16 protein-coding genes are annotated in these 15,638 nt (G+C 75.6%); 8 read left to right on the forward strand and 8 right to left on the reverse strand.

Annotated features, from left to right (window positions below; all coding sequences use genetic code 11):
* Positions 1–3: 3 nt before the first annotated feature.
* The 4 genes from ACSUPT_RS24750 to ACSUPT_RS24765 all read right to left on the reverse strand — a co-directional run bounded on the left by ACSUPT_RS24750 (position 4) and on the right by ACSUPT_RS24765 (position 4,264).
* Entirely contained in the window at positions 4–1,197 is a 1,194-nt protein-coding gene (locus ACSUPT_RS24750; protein WP_436945551.1) for an IS701 family transposase, read from the reverse strand.
* A gap of 210 nt (positions 1,198–1,407) precedes the next feature.
* The gene (locus ACSUPT_RS24755) at positions 1,408–3,264 is read right to left on the reverse strand and encodes an FG-GAP-like repeat-containing protein (RefSeq protein ID WP_436945552.1); all 1,857 of its coding nucleotides are present in this window, start codon (positions 3,262–3,264) and stop codon (positions 1,408–1,410) included.
* Positions 3,265–3,531: 267 nt separating this feature from the next.
* Positions 3,532–3,726, reverse strand: coding sequence for a hypothetical protein (locus ACSUPT_RS24760; protein ID WP_351964612.1), 195 nt, complete (start codon positions 3,724–3,726; stop codon positions 3,532–3,534).
* Between the two features lie 112 nt (positions 3,727–3,838).
* Complete coding sequence (locus ACSUPT_RS24765) at positions 3,839–4,264, reverse strand: ATP-binding protein (RefSeq protein ID WP_436946262.1); 426 nt, start codon at positions 4,262–4,264, stop codon at positions 3,839–3,841.
* Between the two features lie 244 nt (positions 4,265–4,508).
* Here ACSUPT_RS24765 and ACSUPT_RS24770 point away from each other — a divergent pair, with 244 nt between their 5' ends.
* From ACSUPT_RS24770 to ACSUPT_RS24790, 5 genes are all read left to right on the forward strand, one after another.
* Positions 4,509–4,928, forward strand: coding sequence for an Hsp20/alpha crystallin family protein (locus ACSUPT_RS24770; protein WP_351964613.1), 420 nt, complete (start codon positions 4,509–4,511; stop codon positions 4,926–4,928).
* 100 nt (positions 4,929–5,028) lie between these two features.
* Entirely contained in the window at positions 5,029–5,241 is a 213-nt protein-coding gene (locus ACSUPT_RS24775) for a hypothetical protein (RefSeq protein ID WP_436945553.1), read from the forward strand.
* 243 nt (positions 5,242–5,484) lie between these two features.
* Complete coding sequence (locus ACSUPT_RS24780) at positions 5,485–5,883, forward strand: DUF2267 domain-containing protein (protein WP_365727692.1); 399 nt, start codon at positions 5,485–5,487, stop codon at positions 5,881–5,883.
* Between the two features lie 292 nt (positions 5,884–6,175).
* Complete coding sequence (locus tag ACSUPT_RS24785; protein ID WP_436945554.1) at positions 6,176–8,248, forward strand: galactose-binding domain-containing protein; 2,073 nt, start codon at positions 6,176–6,178, stop codon at positions 8,246–8,248.
* Position 8,249: 1 nt separating this feature from the next.
* The gene (locus ACSUPT_RS24790; protein ID WP_399217658.1) at positions 8,250–8,801 is read left to right on the forward strand and encodes a DUF2165 domain-containing protein; all 552 of its coding nucleotides are present in this window, start codon (positions 8,250–8,252) and stop codon (positions 8,799–8,801) included.
* Positions 8,802–8,915: 114 nt separating this feature from the next.
* Here ACSUPT_RS24790 and secD read toward each other — a convergent pair whose 3' ends face one another.
* The 4 genes from secD to ACSUPT_RS24810 form a co-directional block, all read right to left on the reverse strand.
* Positions 8,916–11,267 (reverse strand): protein translocase subunit SecD, encoded by a 2,352-nt coding sequence (gene secD / locus ACSUPT_RS24795; protein ID WP_436946263.1) that lies wholly within the window; start codon positions 11,265–11,267, stop codon positions 8,916–8,918.
* 83 nt (positions 11,268–11,350) lie between these two features.
* Complete coding sequence (locus tag ACSUPT_RS24800) at positions 11,351–11,812, reverse strand: hypothetical protein (protein ID WP_404144984.1); 462 nt, start codon at positions 11,810–11,812, stop codon at positions 11,351–11,353.
* A 67-nt stretch (positions 11,813–11,879) separates the two neighbouring features.
* Positions 11,880–12,545 carry a response regulator transcription factor gene (locus tag ACSUPT_RS24805; RefSeq protein ID WP_351964619.1) on the reverse strand — a complete coding sequence of 222 codons (666 nt, stop codon included), beginning with the start codon at positions 12,543–12,545 and terminating at the stop codon, positions 11,880–11,882.
* On the reverse strand, positions 12,542–13,498 hold the full coding sequence (locus tag ACSUPT_RS24810; RefSeq protein WP_351964620.1) for a HAMP domain-containing sensor histidine kinase: 957 nt from the start codon (positions 13,496–13,498) through the stop codon (positions 12,542–12,544). The genes ACSUPT_RS24805 and ACSUPT_RS24810 overlap by 4 nt, the downstream gene beginning before the upstream one ends.
* Before the next feature lie 402 nt (positions 13,499–13,900).
* Here ACSUPT_RS24810 and ACSUPT_RS24815 point away from each other — a divergent pair, with 402 nt between their 5' ends.
* From ACSUPT_RS24815 to ACSUPT_RS24825, 3 genes are all read left to right on the forward strand, one after another.
* Positions 13,901–14,233, forward strand: a complete 333-nt coding sequence (locus tag ACSUPT_RS24815) for a TraR/DksA family transcriptional regulator (RefSeq protein ID WP_351964621.1) — start codon at positions 13,901–13,903, stop codon at positions 14,231–14,233.
* Between the two features lie 77 nt (positions 14,234–14,310).
* Entirely contained in the window at positions 14,311–14,745 is a 435-nt protein-coding gene (locus ACSUPT_RS24820) for a TraR/DksA family transcriptional regulator (RefSeq protein WP_361661962.1), read from the forward strand.
* Positions 14,742–15,575, forward strand: a complete 834-nt coding sequence (locus tag ACSUPT_RS24825; RefSeq protein ID WP_436945555.1) for a rod shape-determining protein — start codon at positions 14,742–14,744, stop codon at positions 15,573–15,575. The genes ACSUPT_RS24820 and ACSUPT_RS24825 overlap by 4 nt, the downstream gene beginning before the upstream one ends.
* Positions 15,576–15,638: the final 63 nt, after the last annotated feature.

Consider the following 15,638-nt stretch of genomic DNA (forward strand, 5'->3'; position numbering starts at 1 on the left):
CGCTCACCGCCCAGCGCCCCCGCCGGCCGGCGCCCCGCTCACCAGCTCCCCGCCGCCCGGCGCCGGAGCCGTCCGGCCCGCCGCCGTCAGGGTGCGGACGGCCTGCGCGGCGGAGGCCAACGTCGTGTGCCGGTGCCACCCCGCGTACGAGCGGCCCTCGAAGTCCACCAGACCCACGTCCACCGAGGTCGCCGCGAAATCGGCCGCCACCCGCCCCGGCAGCAGCGCCAGCCGCAGCAGTTCGCCCCAGGGCCGCCCCGGCACCCCCGTGAGCCAGCAGCGCACCGGCCCGCCGAGCGCCCCGCTCCCGTCCCACAGCCCGAGCAGCAGAGCCGTCCCCGCCCCCGGCAGCGCGACCCGCACCCCCGCCACGAGCCCCGCCCGTGTCCGCCCCGTCACCGGGTCCGCCCAGGTCACAGGCCTTCGCAGCGGCCCCGCCAGCCGCAGCAGCTGCCCCGCGGGCAGCGGCCCGGCACCGCCCCGGCCCAGCGCCGGGTCCACGGCGGCCACCGGCACCGCGTCCGGCACGGCCACGACGAACGGCAGCCGCGCGCCGCGCAACGCCCGTACGAGCGCCGACGGTTCCAGGTCCGGCAGATCCGCGACGACCGGGCGGCGCGGCGTGTCCGTCCACTCCCCGGCCTCCCGCACCGCGCCCGCCGCGCACTCCGGCGCGGCCGCCCCCGTGACGCCCCGCGGCAGCCCGCCGACGCGCCGCCCCGCGAGCCGCAGCCGCCAGTTCACGGGCGTGCTCCAGCCGTCACCCGCCGCCCACACGCCGTACGCCTCCTGGCTGTTGACCAGGTGCCCCGCGCTCGGCACGAACCGCCGCGCCACGCCGACCGAGTGCCGGCCCGCCTTCGGGATGACGACGCTCCGCACGACCCAGCAGCGCGGCCCCAGCTCCCGCTCCACACACCGGGCGAGCGCCGCCCGCACCTGCGTCCAGTCCCACGGGGAGACCGAGACGAAGTGGTGCAGGCTCTGCTCGGACGCGCCGTCCCCGGCGGACGCGGCGATGTTCCGGGCCGACTTGCGGCCCCGCGCCGTCAGCAGCCCGCGGAGGTACTGCTCACCCCGCAGCCGCTGGTCCCTGCGCCGGAACCCGGCGAACAGCTTCTCGCACAGCTCATCGACGACCCCCTCCGGCACCCCCTGCTCCGCAGGTCTTTCCGCCCGTACGCCTTCGAAGCCCATGCGGCCCCCCGATCTGACGGTGCACCACGCAACGCGGACGACTCCACGGTGCGGTGCGGACCGGGTCCGGGCCCAGGTGTGCCGATCACACACTCACGCCCCACGACGCACATCCGCCCCCACAGACCCACGGGCCGTGATCTGTCGCCGGAACGCGGACGTGCCCGCGTACCGGTGGGTACGCGGGCACGTCGGGCGGCGGGGCCGGGATCAGCCGATCGGGCCGCTCCAGCGGGCGGCCGGGGCGCCGAAGCCGGTGCCCGTGCTCAGCCACGAGTACAGGCCGTCCACCTTGCGGCCGTCGGCCGTGGTGCCGAGGTCGTACAGGACCGCCGCGTCGTCCTTGCGGTCGCCGTTGTAGTCGCCCGCGGTGAACTGGGAGGCGCCCCAGCGGAAGGAGCCGGTGCTCTCCCACTTCAGCGACGGGGCGTTGAACGCCGTACCGGTGCTGGTGAAGGTGTACAGGTTCGAGCCGTACTTGCCGTCGGCCGCCAGGCCCCGGTCGTAGAACACGCCCACGTCGGCCTTGCCGTCGCCGTTGAAGTCACCCGACGCCACCTTGCTCGCGCTCCAGGTGAAGCCGCCCGACGCGAGCCAGGTGCGCTGCGCGGCGCCGAAGTTCGCGCCGGTGCTGTACAGGGTGTACAGGGCCGACAGGTTGCGGCCGTCGCTCGACGTTCCGGCGTCGTAGAAGACCGACACGTCGGCCCGGCCGTCGCCGTTGTGGTCGCCCGACGTCACCTTGGACAGCGCCCAGCGGAAAGCCCCGGGGCTCTCCCACTCCAAGGTGGGCGAGCCGAATGCCGTACCGGTGCTGGTGAACGCGAACAGCGCGGAGCGGTAGACGCCGTCGGCGCCCCGGCCCCGGTCGTAGAAGACGCCGATGTCGGCCTTGCGGTCGCCGTTGAAGTCGCCCGAGACGACCTTGCTCGCGTCCCAGGTGAAGCCGCCCGGCGTCGTCCACGTGCGCTGCGGCGCCGCGAAGCCCGTGCCGGTGCTGTACCAGGTGTAGATCGACGAGATGTTCTTGCCGTCGGCGGACTGCCCGCCGTCGTAGAGGACGGCCACGTCGTCCTTGCCGTCGCCGTTGTAGTCGCCGGCCGTCACCTTGGACTTCGCCCAGGTGAAGCCGCCGGTGGCGGTCCACACGTTCTTCGGCGCCGCGAAGCCGGTGGCGTTGCCCAGGAAGCTGTACAGCGACGAGCGGTGCGTGCCGTCGGGGGACACGCCGTTGTCGTAGAAGCCGATGACGTCGGCCTTGCCGTCGCCGTTGAAGTCGCCGGACGCGGTCTGCGACTGCTGCGGCAGCGCGCGGACCTGGCGGACCCACTCGCCCAGGTCGTCGACGCGGGCCTCCACGGCGCCGGTGCGGGTCTCGGTCTCGTCGGTGCCGTAGCAGCCGCCCTGCCAGGAGGCGCTGTTCAGCGCGACCAGTTCCACCTTGCCGTCCCGCTCGCGCAGGGCGGGGCCGCCCGCGTCGCCGCGGCAGACGGTGCCGCCCGCGCTCGCCAGCGGCACGGTGGTGGCGTCCGGGGCGGCGCTGACGGTGAACGCGCCGCTGTGCAGCCGGTCCGGCACCCACGCCGTGCGGGTGCGGCCGTAGCCCAGCACGCGCAGCGTCTCGCCCTCGGTGGGCGCCTGGGACGCCAGGAGCACCGGGTCGACGCCCGTGACGGGCTGGGCGAGGCGCGCCATCACCACGTCGCGGTCGGCGCGCGGCACGATCTCCGCGACCTCGGTCCGGGTGCCGCCCGCGGCCGTCAGATCGGCGACGCCGACGGTCACGGTCGTCTTGAGACGGGGGGCTCCGGCCGGCGCCGGGAAGGGCTGCAGCGGGTTGTCCGAGAAGCAGGAGGCGGCGGTGAGGATCCACCGCGGGTCGACCAGGACACCGCTGCACGCGCGCTCGCCGCCGACGTTGACGTAGGCGGCGTAGGGGTGGGCGCCGTCGGCCACGCTGTCGCCGACGAGAGCCTGGGCGGGGGTGGTGACGGTCAGCGCGCCGGCCGCGGCCACGGCGGCGAGAAGCGCGACACCCCGCGCGGCGCGGGGCTTTCTTTCGGGCACGAGAGGAACTCCTGGCGGTCGGCTGCCGACCGGTGCCGCGCCGGGTCCGGGGTGACGCAGCCCCTGCGGCGACCGCCGCGCGGTGACAGCGGGACGGCGCCCCGCGCATCACCCTCCCCCCGAGCACGCGCACGGTCAGCGCGTATGGATGCCGGTCAAAAATAGCCGATCAAGATCATGTGTCAAACAGTCAGGAGGGCCTTTTCCCGGGCGACTTGCGCGCTCCGGCGCCACGGCGCCCGTCCGGTCCCGGCGCCGTGCGGGCGCTCAGGTCGCCGCCGCGCGGCCGGGCTGCTGCATCAGCTCCTGGAACACCGACATGCACGACAGGCAGTGCCGGTCCGTCTCGTCGCTCGCCTCCTGGAGGGGCTGTCCGCAGAGGGCGGAGGTCTGGTCGTGGCCGACGACATGCCACACCAGGCCGGTACCGGTGGCGGCCGTACCGATGCGCATTTCGTACATGGCGGCTCTCCGTGCGGTGGACGACACTTGCCACCACCCCAGCACGCCCCCGCCCCGCCCGCCCCCGCTGCCGGTCCGTCCGGGTGACCCGCACGCCCGGTCCGGGCGCCGCTCACCACGGCAGGAAGACGTGCACGTCCTTCCCCTCCGGCCTGGTCAGCACCGACACCTGCGTGGCGAGCGCGTTCACCAGGTACCACCCCACGGCCCCCGTGTTGTCCGCCGGCGACCAGGGCCGGGGGACCGGCGGATGCGGATTGCTGTCCCATACGACGACGTGGACGCCGTCGAAGGTCCGCCGCAGCCGCAGCGAGAAGGGGCCGGGCGCGTACTGGACCGCGTTGCCCGCCAGCTCCGTCACGACGAGCAGCACATCGTCGCGGTGGTCGGGCTCGGCCGGAGCGGCGGTGCGCTCCAGCGCCTCCAGATAGCGGTCGGCGATCAGCCTGGCGGCGGACACGTCCTCCAGCGCCCCGTCGAAGCGGGCCTCCAGGCCGTCGGTGTCGTCGGTGCCCCTCCGCTCGGCACCGTCGTTCATGGGCGGGCCGGTGGCCACGGCGTCCTCCTGATCGTCACCCGGTTGCGTTCCGCCGCACGGGTGCCCAGCAGCGCGCTCCCGATTCCTCCCCGCTCGACGCCCCGCGGTACGGACGCCCACCCGTCCGCGCACGACGGCACCAGAAACTTGAGTCGCCACTTGTCAACAACCATGCCGCGCGTTATATAAGAACTGTCGCTGCGGAGCATCGGTACGACACCTGTGCGAGGGAGGCGATGACGAGATGCTCATGCGGACCGATCCCTTCCGTGAACTGGACCGCCTCACGCGGGACCTCTTCGGCGCCACGGGCCAGTCGGGCGGTGTCCCGATGGACGCCTGGCGCACGGACGACGCGGTCTGGGTCGCGTTCGACCTGCCCGGCGTGGACCCCGACTCGGTGGACCTCCAGGTCGAGAAGGACGCGCTGACGGTCACGGCCGAGCGCGCCACGGCCGTCCCGGAGGGCGGCGACCTGCTCTTCGCCGAGCGCCCCACCGGTACGTTCACCAGGCGCCTGTTCCTGGGCGACACGCTCGACCCGGACGGCATCGAGGCGACCTACGACGCGGGTGTCCTGCGCGTGAAGGTCCCGGTCGCCGAGCGCGCCAGGCCGCGCAAGATCGAGATCGGTGGATCCGGGCGCAAGGCGCTCCGGTCCTGACGGACCGGCGGTCCGGGCCCGCGGCGCGCCAGGCCGCGGGCCCCGCGCCGCCCGCGCCCGGCCCATCCGACGACGGACGACTGCGAAGGGGGGACCCCTCATGGAGCCGCTGCTGTGGCTGCTCATCCCGCTGACGGCCGCCCTCGGCGCGAGCCTGTGGGCCTGGTACGCCTCGCGCCCGCACCCGATGGACGTGTGGACGGACGTCGACCGGTACGACCGGCTCCGCGCCTCGCTGGGCCGCGGCCCCGGCGCGGGCGGGCGCCCGGCCGCGAGCCGCGACGACCGTCCCGTGGGCGCGGCAGCCCGCTAGCCGGAGGCGGACGGGCGGGAACACCGCACGCGACCACGGAGCCGCCGGGCCACCGGTGCCGCCCGCCTGCCGGAGGGCCGCGGGAGCCGCCGGGCCGCCGGGCCGCCGGGCCGTCGCGGCGTGAGGCCCCGGTCCCGGCGGCTCCCGCGAACGGCCCGTCCGGATGTGCGCGGCGCCCCGGCCGGTCCTACGGTGGCGAAGGGCGGCTCTCCCCGAGCCGTACGGCAGGAGGGAAGCAGACCGATGCGGCACGACGAGTTCCTCGCCCGCGTGCGGGAGCGTGGCGAATACCGCGACCAGGAAGAGGCCGCGCAGATCACGCGGGCCGTGCTGGAGGTGCTGGGCCACCGCATCACCCCGGGCGAGGCGGCCGACCTCGCGGCGCAGCTGCCCGGCGACCTCGGCGACGTCCTCACCGCCGACGCGGACGGCGACCGCCCGACCGACCGCTTCGGGATCGAGGAGTTCTACCGGAGGGTCGGCGAGCGCACCGGGGCGCGTCCCCGCACCGCCCAGTGGGACGCGAGCGCCGTCCTGTCCACGCTCGCCGACGCTGTCTCCGGCGGGGAGCTGAACCAGATCATCAGCCAGCTCCCGAGCAGCTTCGCCGTCCTCTTCGGCAAGGCCGACCTGTCCGACTGACCCCGGACCCGCGTCCCGGCCCGCCCGGGCCCCTCCGGCAGCCCTGCCCCCGCGGCGCACCGGCCCACGGCTTCAGGCTGCCCACCGTTCCCAGCGGCCCACCGGTGTTTGGCCGCCGCGGGGGCCCGCATCCCTCCGCGCCCGGCGGCCCGCCCGCCCGCCGTGCCAGGCCGCCGGACATCCACCGGGCCCGGACCCCGGGACGGGCGTGTCACGCCCCTTGACTGCTCGACGCACCGCCGCGATCCTCGTCGGACCAATTGACGGGACATGAACAAACGGCGGTGCGCCCATGACCCGAGCCCCCCACACCTCACGGCGCGGTCTCCTCGCGCTGCTCTCCCTGCTCGTCACCGCGGTGGCCCTCGCCCTCGGCCCCGCCGCCCCCTCGGGAGCCGACGCCCCGCCGCCCTGGTGGGAACCGGTCGCGCGCCCCGCCCCCGACTCGGCCGTCAACGTCACCGGGGAGCCCTTCCGTGGCACCGACGCCCAGGGCCGGGTGCGCGGGTTCGTCGACGCGCACAACCACATCATGTCCAACGAGGCGTTCGGCGGCCGCCTCATCTGCGGCAAGGCGTTCTCCGAACTCGGCGTCGCCGACGCCCTGAAGGACTGCCCCGAGCACTACCCCGACGGCTCCCTCGCCGTCTTCGACTTCATCACCCGCGGCGGGGACGGCCGGCACGACCCGGCGGGCTGGCCCACGTTCGCGGACTGGCCCGCCCACGACTCCCTCACCCACCAGCAGAACTACTACGCCTGGATCGAGCGCGCCTGGCGCGGCGGACAGCGCGTCCTCGTCAACGACCTCGTCACCAACGGCGTCATCTGCTCCGTGTACTTCTTCAAGGACCGCGGCTGCGACGAGATGACCTCCATCCGCCTCCAGGCGCAGAAGACGTACGAGATGCAGGCGTACGTGGACCGCATGTACGGCGGGCCCGGCAAGGGCTGGTTCCGGATCGTCACCGACAGCGCCCAGGCCCGCGAGGTCGTCCGGCAGGGCAAGCTCGCCGTCGTCCTGGGCGTCGAGACGTCCGAGCCGTTCGGCTGCAAGCAGATCCTCGACGTGGCCCAGTGCGACCGCGAGGACATCGACCGGGGCCTGGACGAACTCCACCGGCTCGGCGTGCGCAGCATGTTCCTCTGCCACAAGTTCGACAACGCCCTGTGCGGCGTCCGCTTCGACTCCGGCGCCCTCGGCACCGCCATCAACGTCGGCCAGTTCCTGTCCACCGGCACGTTCTGGAAGACCGAGCCGTGCACCGGACCCCAGCACGACAACCCCATCGGCGGCGCCTCCGCCCCCGGCGCCGAGGCGAAACTGCCGCCCGGCGTCACCGTCCCCTCGTACGCCGAGGGCGCCCGCTGCAACACCCGCGGCCTGACCGACCTCGGCGAGTACGCGGTACGCGGGATGATGCGGCGCGGCATGATGCTGGAGATCGACCACATGAGCGTCAAGGCCGCCGGCCGCGCCCTCGACATCCTGGAGTCCCAGGCGTACCCGGGGGTGCTGTCCTCGCACAGCTGGATGGACGCCGAGTGGACCGAACGGGTCTACCGCCTCGGCGGGTTCATCGCCCAGTACATGCACGGCGCCGAGCAGTTCACCGCCGAGGCCCGCCGCACCGACGCGCTGCGCGCCCGCTACGGCGTCGGCTACGGGTACGGCACCGACATGAACGGCGTCGGCGGCTGGCCCGCGCCGCGCGGCGCCGACGCGCCGAACCCGGTGCGCTACCCGTTCCGCACCGCCGACGGCGGCTCCGTCGTGGACCGGCAGACCACCGGGCAGCGCACCTGGGACCTCAACACCGACGGCGCCGCCCACCACGGCCTCGTGCCGGACTGGCTGGAGGACATCCGGGTCACCGGCGGCCAGGACGTCGTCGACGACCTGTTCCTCGGCGCCGAGTCGTACCTGCGCACCTGGGCCGCGTCCCAGCACCACGACTCCGGCACGGACCTGGCGGCGGGCAGGCCCGCCACCGCCAGCTCCACCCAGTGGTGGGACCCCTTCACCGACCACGCTCCGGGCAGGGCCGTCGACGGCGACACCCGCACCCGGTGGGCCAGCGAGTGGAGCGACGACCAGTGGCTGCGCGTCGACCTCGGCGCGGTCCGCCCGGTCGGACGCGTCACGCTCGACTGGGAGGACGCGTACGCGAAGGCGTACCGCGTCGAGGTCTCCACCGACGGCACCGCGTGGCGCGCCGTCTGGTCCACCACCGCCGGGGACGGCGGCCTGGACACGGCCCGTTTCGCCGCCGCCGACGCGCGGTACGTCCGCGTCCACGGGTTGGAACGGGGCACGCGGTGGGGATACTCGCTGCGCGAGGTCGGCGTCTACGGCGGGGGATGACATGGCACGGGGCACGGCGGGAACGGGCGGCCGGAGCGGCGCGCGGTGGCGGGTGACCGGCACGGCGCCGTTCGCCGCGGCCGCGCTCACCGGTACGGTCGCGCTCTACATGGCGCTCGTCGCCTTCGGCAACATCACGGACTTCGGCACGAACCAGCAGTTCGTCCGGCATGTGCTCGCCATGGACACCACCTTCAAGGACCCCGACCTGATGTGGCGGGCCGTCGAGTCGCCCGCCCTCCAGGACGCCGCCTATGTGGCGATCATCGTCTGGGAGACCCTCACCGCGCTCGTGCTGCTCGCGGCCACCGCCCTGTGGTTCGCCGCCCTGCGCCGCGGCGCGTACGGCAGGGCGAGGGCGGTGAGCAGCGCCGGACTGGTGATGGTGCTGCTGCTGTTCGGGCTCGGGTTCATGGCGATCGGCGGCGAGTGGTTCGCCATGTGGCAGTCGTCCGACTGGAACGGCCTCGACGCCGCGGCCCGCAATGTCGCGCTGGCCGCGTTCACCCTGGTCGTGGTCCACCTGCCGGCCGCCACCCGGCACGACGCCTGACCCCGGACCCGTACGGGACCCGGCCTTCGGTGCCGGCGGCGGCCCGGTCCGCACCGGGACCGGGCCGCCACCGCGCCTCGGGTCACCCGCCGATCGCCAGCGGGTCACCGCGCCTCACACGCCGGCCGGCTTCTCCTCGCCGGCCGGCTTCTCCACGCGGGCCGGTTTGCGCGCCGTACGCCCGCCCCCTCCCCGTACCGGCTTCCCGCCCCGCGTCTGGAGCTCCACCGCCAGCGGCGCGGCCGTCAGCATCGACGAGTACGTGCCCACGACGATGCCGATCAGCAGCGCCAGCGCGAAGTCCGTCAGCGAACCGCCGCCCAGCACCGCCAGCGCGGCCAGGATGAACACCGCGCCCATGCCGGTGTTCAGGGTGCGCGGCACCGTCTGGAGCAGCGCCGTGTTCGTCAGCCGCGCGACGGACCGGTCCCGCCGCGGCCCCGACCCGCTGCCGACCGTCCCGGCGGTCAGCTCCCGCACGCGGTCGAACACGACGACCGAGTCGTTCACCGAGTAGCCGATCACCGTCAGCAGCGCCGCCAGGAACACCCCGTCGACCGGCTTGCCCAGCCACGCGAAGACCCCCACGAGGATCGCCGCGTCGTGGACCATCGCCACCACCGCCGCCGCGCCCAGCTGCCAGCGGAACCGCACCGCCAGGTACAGCAGCTGCGCGCCGACCGCGACCGCGAGCGCGATCAGGGCGCCCTTGCGCAGCTCCGCGCCGAGGCTCGGCCCGATCAGCTCGTCGCGGACCTTCTCCGCCTCGCCCCCGGCCAGCCCGCCGAGGGTCTGCCCGATCCGCGCCTCGTCGTCGTTGGACATCCCGTCCGTGCGGACCGTCAGCCCGCCCTCACCGGACGACTGGACCACCGCGCGCGGGAACCCGGCGTCGGCCAGCGCGTCGCGCGCCCGGTCCACGTCCACCGGCGACGACGTGGCGTACTCCACGAGCCGGCCGCCCGTGAACTCCACCCCGAAGTCCAGCCCCCGTACGAAGATCCCGGCGACCGACAGCAGCATCGCGGCCGCCGACACGGCCAGCCAGCGACGGCGGCGGCCCATCAGGTCCGGGTCGCGGCGCAGCAGCCACCCGCGCACCGCCCCCGTGTCGCCGATGCCCGACCAGCGCGGGCGCCGCCGCACCGCCCCGCGGGCCACGGCGAACTCGGCCAGCGCCCGCGTCACGACCAGCGCGCTCACCATCGACGCGAGGACGCCGATGCCGAGCGTCACGCCGAAGCCCCGCACGGGGCCCGACGCCAGCAGGAACAGCAGCACCGCCGCGATGAGGGTGGTGATGTTGGAGTCCGCGATGGCGCTGAACGCGTGCCGGAACCCGGCCGTCAACGCGGACCGCAGGCTCCGCCGGGCCGCGGCGCGCCGCCCGTACTCCTCCCGCGCCCGTTCGAAGACCAGCACGTTCGCGTCGACGGCCATGCCGATCGCCAGCACGAACCCGGCGAGGCCCGGCAGCGTCAGCGTCGCGCCGAGCGCCGCGAGCGCCGCGTACGAGATCACCCCGTAGCAGGCGAGCGCCACCACGGCCAGGCCGCCGAGCAGCCGGTACACGCCGATGATGAACAGCCCGGTCAGGGCCGTGCCGATCACCGCGGCCCACGCGCTGCTGCGGATCGCCTCCGCGCCCAGCGTCGGGCCGACCGTCCGCTGCTCGACGGTCTCCACCGGCACGGGCAGGGCGCCGCCGTTGACGAGCAGCGCCAGCTCCCGCGCCCCGTCGGCGCCGAAGCCGCCGGTGATCCGGGTGGAGCCGCCGACGATGCCGGTGTTGCAGGCGATGCCCTCGTCCACCTGCGGCGAGGAGATGACCTTGTCGTCCAGGACGATCGCGACCCGGCGGGCCGGGTCGCCGGGCGCCGCGCACGCCGCCTCGCCGGTGAGCTTCGCCCAGCCGTCGCTGCCCTTGTCCTTGAACTCCACGTCCACGTACCAGCCGAGCCCGTTCTGCGGGTCGATCACGGCCCGTGCCTCGGCCACGTCGGCGCCGGTCAGCCGCGACGGGCCGAGCCGCAGCCCGCGGCCGTCCTCGTCGGGCAGGACGAGCTCGCCCTTCGGCCCCGGCTTCGGCTTCGGCGCGGCGGGTGCGCCGGGCGGGGTGCCGTCCGCCGCGCCGAGCACGGGGTGGAAGGTGAGCTGGGCGGTGCGGCCCAGCACGTCGGCCGCCTCACGCGGGTCCTGCACACCCGGCAGCTCGACGATGATCCGGCGGTCGCCGGAGCGGGTCAGTACGGGCTCGGTGACGCCGAGCGCGTCGATGCGGCGGCGCAGCACCTCCACGGTGCGGTCGGTGGCCTCCGAGTCGGCGGTGGCGGTGGGGGAGTCACGGGTCTCCAGCACGATCTGCGTACCGCCACGCAGATCGAGGCCCAGACGGGCGGGGACGGTCACGGCGATGTAGACGGACAGGGCGACGACGGCGAGTGCGAGCAGCGCGCGCACCCGCATGGCGCGGGTCAAGAAAGCCTCCAGCGGGCAAGGCCGCGGCGCCCACCGCGTACGGGGGCGCGCGGACGGATGACGAAAAGGGGTCAGCCGACTGGAGGAGCGGGAGGGGCGCGCCCGACGGGACGGGCGGGCCGGTGGCCGCGCACGGGGTCGCGGCACGGCGCGGGAGCGGCCGGACGGGCCGCCGGCGGTTCGGGTACGGGCGGCGGCGCGGGCGGGGCCGCGCCGGTGGGCGGCGGCACCGACCGGGTGCCGGTGGCGTCCGCGTACGCGCGGGGGGCCGCCGAACAGGCCGCCGGGCACGCGTCGTCCGGGGCCGCCGCCCGCGCCGCTCCGGCCGGGGCGGGCCCGGCGGGGACGGTCGCCTGGGCGGACGGCGCGAGGACGCCCAGCACGGCGAGGAGCACGGCCGCCACGACGGCGGCGAGGTTGCGGGCGGCGTGCGCGCGGGGGCCCGGGACGGGGTACCGCGCGGTGTGCTCGCGGTTCCGCGCGGCGTGCGCGCGCGGGACGGGGGCGCGGCCGTGCGTGCCGTACCGGCGCATGCCCACCACCTCCCGTCCCGTCGTATCCTGCCGCATCCGACGGGCCGTCAGGCCGCCGGTCCCCCCGTCAGGGCTCGATGAGGCCCGCCCGGATGGCGTACCGGGTCAGCTGGAGCCGGTCGCGCAGGCCCAGCTTCTGGAGCAGGTTCGCCCGGTGCCGCTGCACCGTCTTGACGCTGATCACCAGCATGTCCGCGATGTCCTTGGACGAGTGGCCCTCCGCGACCAGCTTGAGGATCTCCTCCTCCCGCGCGGTGAGCACCCGGTCCGGCGGCTCACCGCCCTGCCGCGCCCGGTCCAGGTAGTCGCGCACCAGGGCCGTCACGGCGCCCGGATACAGGAACGGCTCCCCGCGCATCGCCGCCCGGCAGGCCGCCACCAGGTCCCGGTCGGCGACCGACTTGAGTACGTACCCGCACGCCCCCGCCTTCAGGGACTGGAAGAAGTACTGCTCGTTGTCGTACATGCTCAGCATCAGGATGCGCAGCGACGGATGGCGCGCCGACAGCTCCCGGGCGGCCTGGAGCCCCGTCATGCGCGGCATGGCCACGTCGAGGACGGCCAGGTCGACGGGGTGCTCGCGGGCCATGGCGATGGCCTCGGCGCCGTCCCCCGCCTCGGCGACGACCCGCAGGTCCGGTTCGCCGTCCAGGATCAGCCGGACCCCGCGCCGGACCAGCGCGTGGTCGTCGGCGAGGAGGATGCGGGTGACGGGGGTCTCGGGCTGGTTCATGCGGCCTTCCCGGCGGGACGCGGTACGGACAGGGACACGACGGTGCCGCCGGAGCGGCCCCGCCGGATGTCGAGGGCGGCCCCGGCCAGCAGGGCGCGTTCGCGCATGCCGCGGATGCCGGCGCCCTCGCGGGCCACGCCCACGCCCCGGCCGTCGTCCTCCACGGACAGCACCACCCCGTCGGTGGTGCGGCGCAGCGCCAGCTCCACACGGGTCGCCTCGGCGTGCCGGGCGGCGTTGGTGAGCCCCTCCTGCGCCACCCGGTACAGCACCAGCTCCGTCTGCCGGTCCAGCGGCGGCAGGTCCGCGTCGAGACGGCGCCGCACGGTCAGCCCGGTGTGCGTGGCGAAGTCGTCGGCCAGCGACGTCAGCGCGCTCACCAGGCCCAGGTCCTCCAGCACACCGGGGCGCAGCCGCCGGGCCAGCCGCCGCACCTCGTCCAGACTGGACCGGGTGATCTCCTGCGCCTGCTGCAGCTCCGCTCGCAGCGGCTCCGGTGCCCGGTCCGCGACGCGCTTCAGCCCGAGCAGTACGGCCGTCATGCTCTGCCCCACCTCGTCGTGCAGCTCCTGCGCCACCCGCCGCCGCTCCGCCTCCTGCGCCGACAGGGCGCGGGCGCTGCTCGTGGCGCGTTCCGCCTCCAGCCGGTCCAGCATGTCGTTGAAGGTGCTGATCAGCTCCGCCACCCCGCCGTTGCCCGAGACGGGCAGCCGCTGACCGGGCCGCAGCAGGTCCACGGTCGTCATCTCGCGCGTCAGCCGCTCCAGCGGCGCGAGCCCCACCCGCAGCAGCGCCGCGTTGGCCACCAGCATCACCGCGAGACCCGCCACGAGGATCACCGCCTCCGTCAGCAGCACCGGTACGGACACGGTCACCGGCGCCCACAGCAGCAGCGCGGTCGCCGTACCGAGGACCACGGCGTTGAGCCCGAAAATCCGCCAGAACAAGGACACGGTGTGCAGAACCTTCCTATAAACCCCACAGATGCCACCACTATCCCCGGCCGCCCCGGGCCGCCGCGCACCGGGCGTCCCCGCACCCGCCCCACCGGCCCGCCCGGTACCGGACCCGCCCCGTCCGCCGCGCGTCACGAACGGGCCGCGCAGGTGCCCAGCCTGCCGGACCCGCGCCGCGCCCGTCGATGGGCTCCGGCAGCCATCCGCGCTCACCCCTACGGCCCCGACCTGCGCGTTCCTGCATCCCGCCGCCCACCGGAAATGGGTGCCGCGACCCATGGCCACCGCCGCCTCCATCGGCCAGGGTGGAAAGTCAGCCGCCCGGCGGTCCGGACGACCGGAAACCGCCGTGGTGGCCCCTGTGTGTTCCCACCCGTCCTTGTCCAGGAGGAGTACGCCATGACGCTCGGCAGCGCCGCTTCGGGAGCCGCACCCGGACGGCTGACGGACCACGAGGCCCGGCAGCGCCTCGAGCACGAGCGGGAGTCGCGGCTCACGCAGCTGAGGGCCATCGACGCGGCCGGGGCCGGCCAGCAGGCCGCCGACGACCTCCTCGCCGCGCAGCGGGCCTCGACCCGGCGGGTCCTGAAGGAGATCGACGCGGCGTTCGAGCGCCTGGCCGACGGCACGTACGGCAGCTGCCAGGGATGCGGCAAGGCCATCCCCGCCGAGCGCCTGGAGATCCTGCCGTACACCCGCCACTGCGTGAACTGCCGCCGCAGCGCCGCCTGACGCCCCGGCCGGCGTGCCGGACCCGGACCGGCACGCCGGGACCCCCGTGTATCCGTGCCCCTGTGGAGTGGTGACCCGTGAGCAACCGGACCGCCCGCGCCGACGACGCGGGCCTGACCGCCGAGGACTTCGCGGCCCTGCGGCGCAGCCTCCAGGAGCAGCGCCGCTTCCGGCTGGAGCAGCTGGCCCGCATGACCCGCCACGCCCCGCCCCGCGCCCCCGAGCGCGCCACCGCCCCGGCCGCCCGCGACGGCGGCGGACCGGCGGCGCGGGACGGCAGCGCCCCGGCCGCGCGGGAGGGCAGCGCCGCCCGCCGGGAGGTGCGGGCCGCGCTGACCGCGTCCGCGCGGATGGTCCTCCACGACGTGGAGGCCGCCCTGGAGCGGATGGACCAGGGCCGCTACGGCAGCTGCCAGCTCTGCGCCGGCCCCATCGGCCTGCGCCGGCTGACGATCGTGCCGCAGGCCCGCTACTGCGGACGCTGCCACCAGGCCAGGGAGACGCGCCGGTGAGCACCGGCCGGCCCCTGCCCGCGGGCCCGCACCGCACGGGGCGCCCGGCGGGCCGGACGTATCCGGGGCTCGCCGTCGAACTCGGCAGCGCCCGCACCCGCGTGTGGGTGCCCGGCCGGGGCGCCGCCTTGGACGTGCCGACCGTGACGTTCGCCGGGGCGGGCGGCGCGTCGTACCCGGTGCGGCGCGGGGCCATCGTCGACCCCGAGGGCGCGGCCCGCATGCTGCACCGGCTGCTCGCCCACCGCGTACCGCGCGGCACCCGGCCGCTGATCGCGCTGGCGGTGCCCGTGCTGGGCGGCGTCGAGCACCGGGCCGCCGCGCTGACCGCCCTGCGCGTACTGCGGCCCCGCCGCGTCCTGACCGTCCCCGCGGCCCGGGCCGCCGCCATCGGGGCCGCCGCCGAACTGGCGGGACCGCTCCTCGTGGTGGACGTGGGCGCCCACCTCACGGAGGTGAGCCTCCTCGACGACGGCGCGGTCGTCAACGCGTACCGCACGCTCCTGGGCACCAGCGACATCGCCGCCGGCACCGCCCACCACGACCTGGTGGACGCCGCGACCGGGATGGTCACCGACATGTTCCGCACCGAGCGCACCCCGCTCAGCGCCGCGGCGCTGCGGCGCGGCGTCCTGCTCACCGGCGGCGGCGCCCTGCGCCCGGAGACCGCGCGCGCACTGGGCGAGCGGCTGCGCGCCCCGGTGCGCGCGGTGCCGTCGCCGCACACCGCCGCCGTGCGCGGCGCCGCCACCGTCCTCGTATCCGCGCGGGCGCGGCGCTCTGCGGCGTGCCCGCCGTACGGCACCCGGGCCGACGACACCCCTCTCTGACCTTTTCGCGCGCATCCGTGGCGGAGCGTCACCTTCCGATCGGCCGGGTGCTCGGCCATCATG

Origin of the sequence: Streptomyces sp. SudanB25_2051, assembly GCF_964272635.1 — a bacterium.
Taxonomy (GTDB): domain Bacteria; phylum Actinomycetota; class Actinomycetes; order Streptomycetales; family Streptomycetaceae; genus Streptomyces.

Excerpts from the sequence above, each read along its gene's own strand:
- ACSUPT_RS24750 (WP_436945551.1), bottom strand. The coding sequence starts at position 1,197 with ATGGGCTTCGAAGGCGTACGGGCGGAAAGACCTGCGGAGCAGGGGGTG.
- ACSUPT_RS24760 (WP_351964612.1), bottom strand. The coding sequence starts at position 3,726 with ATGTACGAAATGCGCATCGGTACGGCCGCCACCGGTACCGGCCTGGTG.
- ACSUPT_RS24765 (WP_436946262.1), bottom strand. The coding sequence starts at position 4,264 with ATGAACGACGGTGCCGAGCGGAGGGGCACCGACGACACCGACGGCCTG.
- ACSUPT_RS24770 (WP_351964613.1), top strand. The coding sequence starts at position 4,509 with ATGCTCATGCGGACCGATCCCTTCCGTGAACTGGACCGCCTCACGCGG.
- ACSUPT_RS24775 (WP_436945553.1), top strand. The coding sequence starts at position 5,029 with ATGGAGCCGCTGCTGTGGCTGCTCATCCCGCTGACGGCCGCCCTCGGC.
- ACSUPT_RS24780 (WP_365727692.1), top strand. The coding sequence starts at position 5,485 with ATGCGGCACGACGAGTTCCTCGCCCGCGTGCGGGAGCGTGGCGAATAC.
- ACSUPT_RS24785 (WP_436945554.1), top strand. The coding sequence starts at position 6,176 with ATGACCCGAGCCCCCCACACCTCACGGCGCGGTCTCCTCGCGCTGCTC.
- ACSUPT_RS24790 (WP_399217658.1), top strand. The coding sequence starts at position 8,250 with ATGGCACGGGGCACGGCGGGAACGGGCGGCCGGAGCGGCGCGCGGTGG.
- secD (WP_436946263.1), bottom strand. The coding sequence starts at position 11,267 with ATGCGGGTGCGCGCGCTGCTCGCACTCGCCGTCGTCGCCCTGTCCGTC.
- ACSUPT_RS24800 (WP_404144984.1), bottom strand. The coding sequence starts at position 11,812 with ATGCGCCGGTACGGCACGCACGGCCGCGCCCCCGTCCCGCGCGCGCAC.
- ACSUPT_RS24805 (WP_351964619.1), bottom strand. The coding sequence starts at position 12,545 with ATGAACCAGCCCGAGACCCCCGTCACCCGCATCCTCCTCGCCGACGAC.
- ACSUPT_RS24815 (WP_351964621.1), top strand. The coding sequence starts at position 13,901 with ATGACGCTCGGCAGCGCCGCTTCGGGAGCCGCACCCGGACGGCTGACG.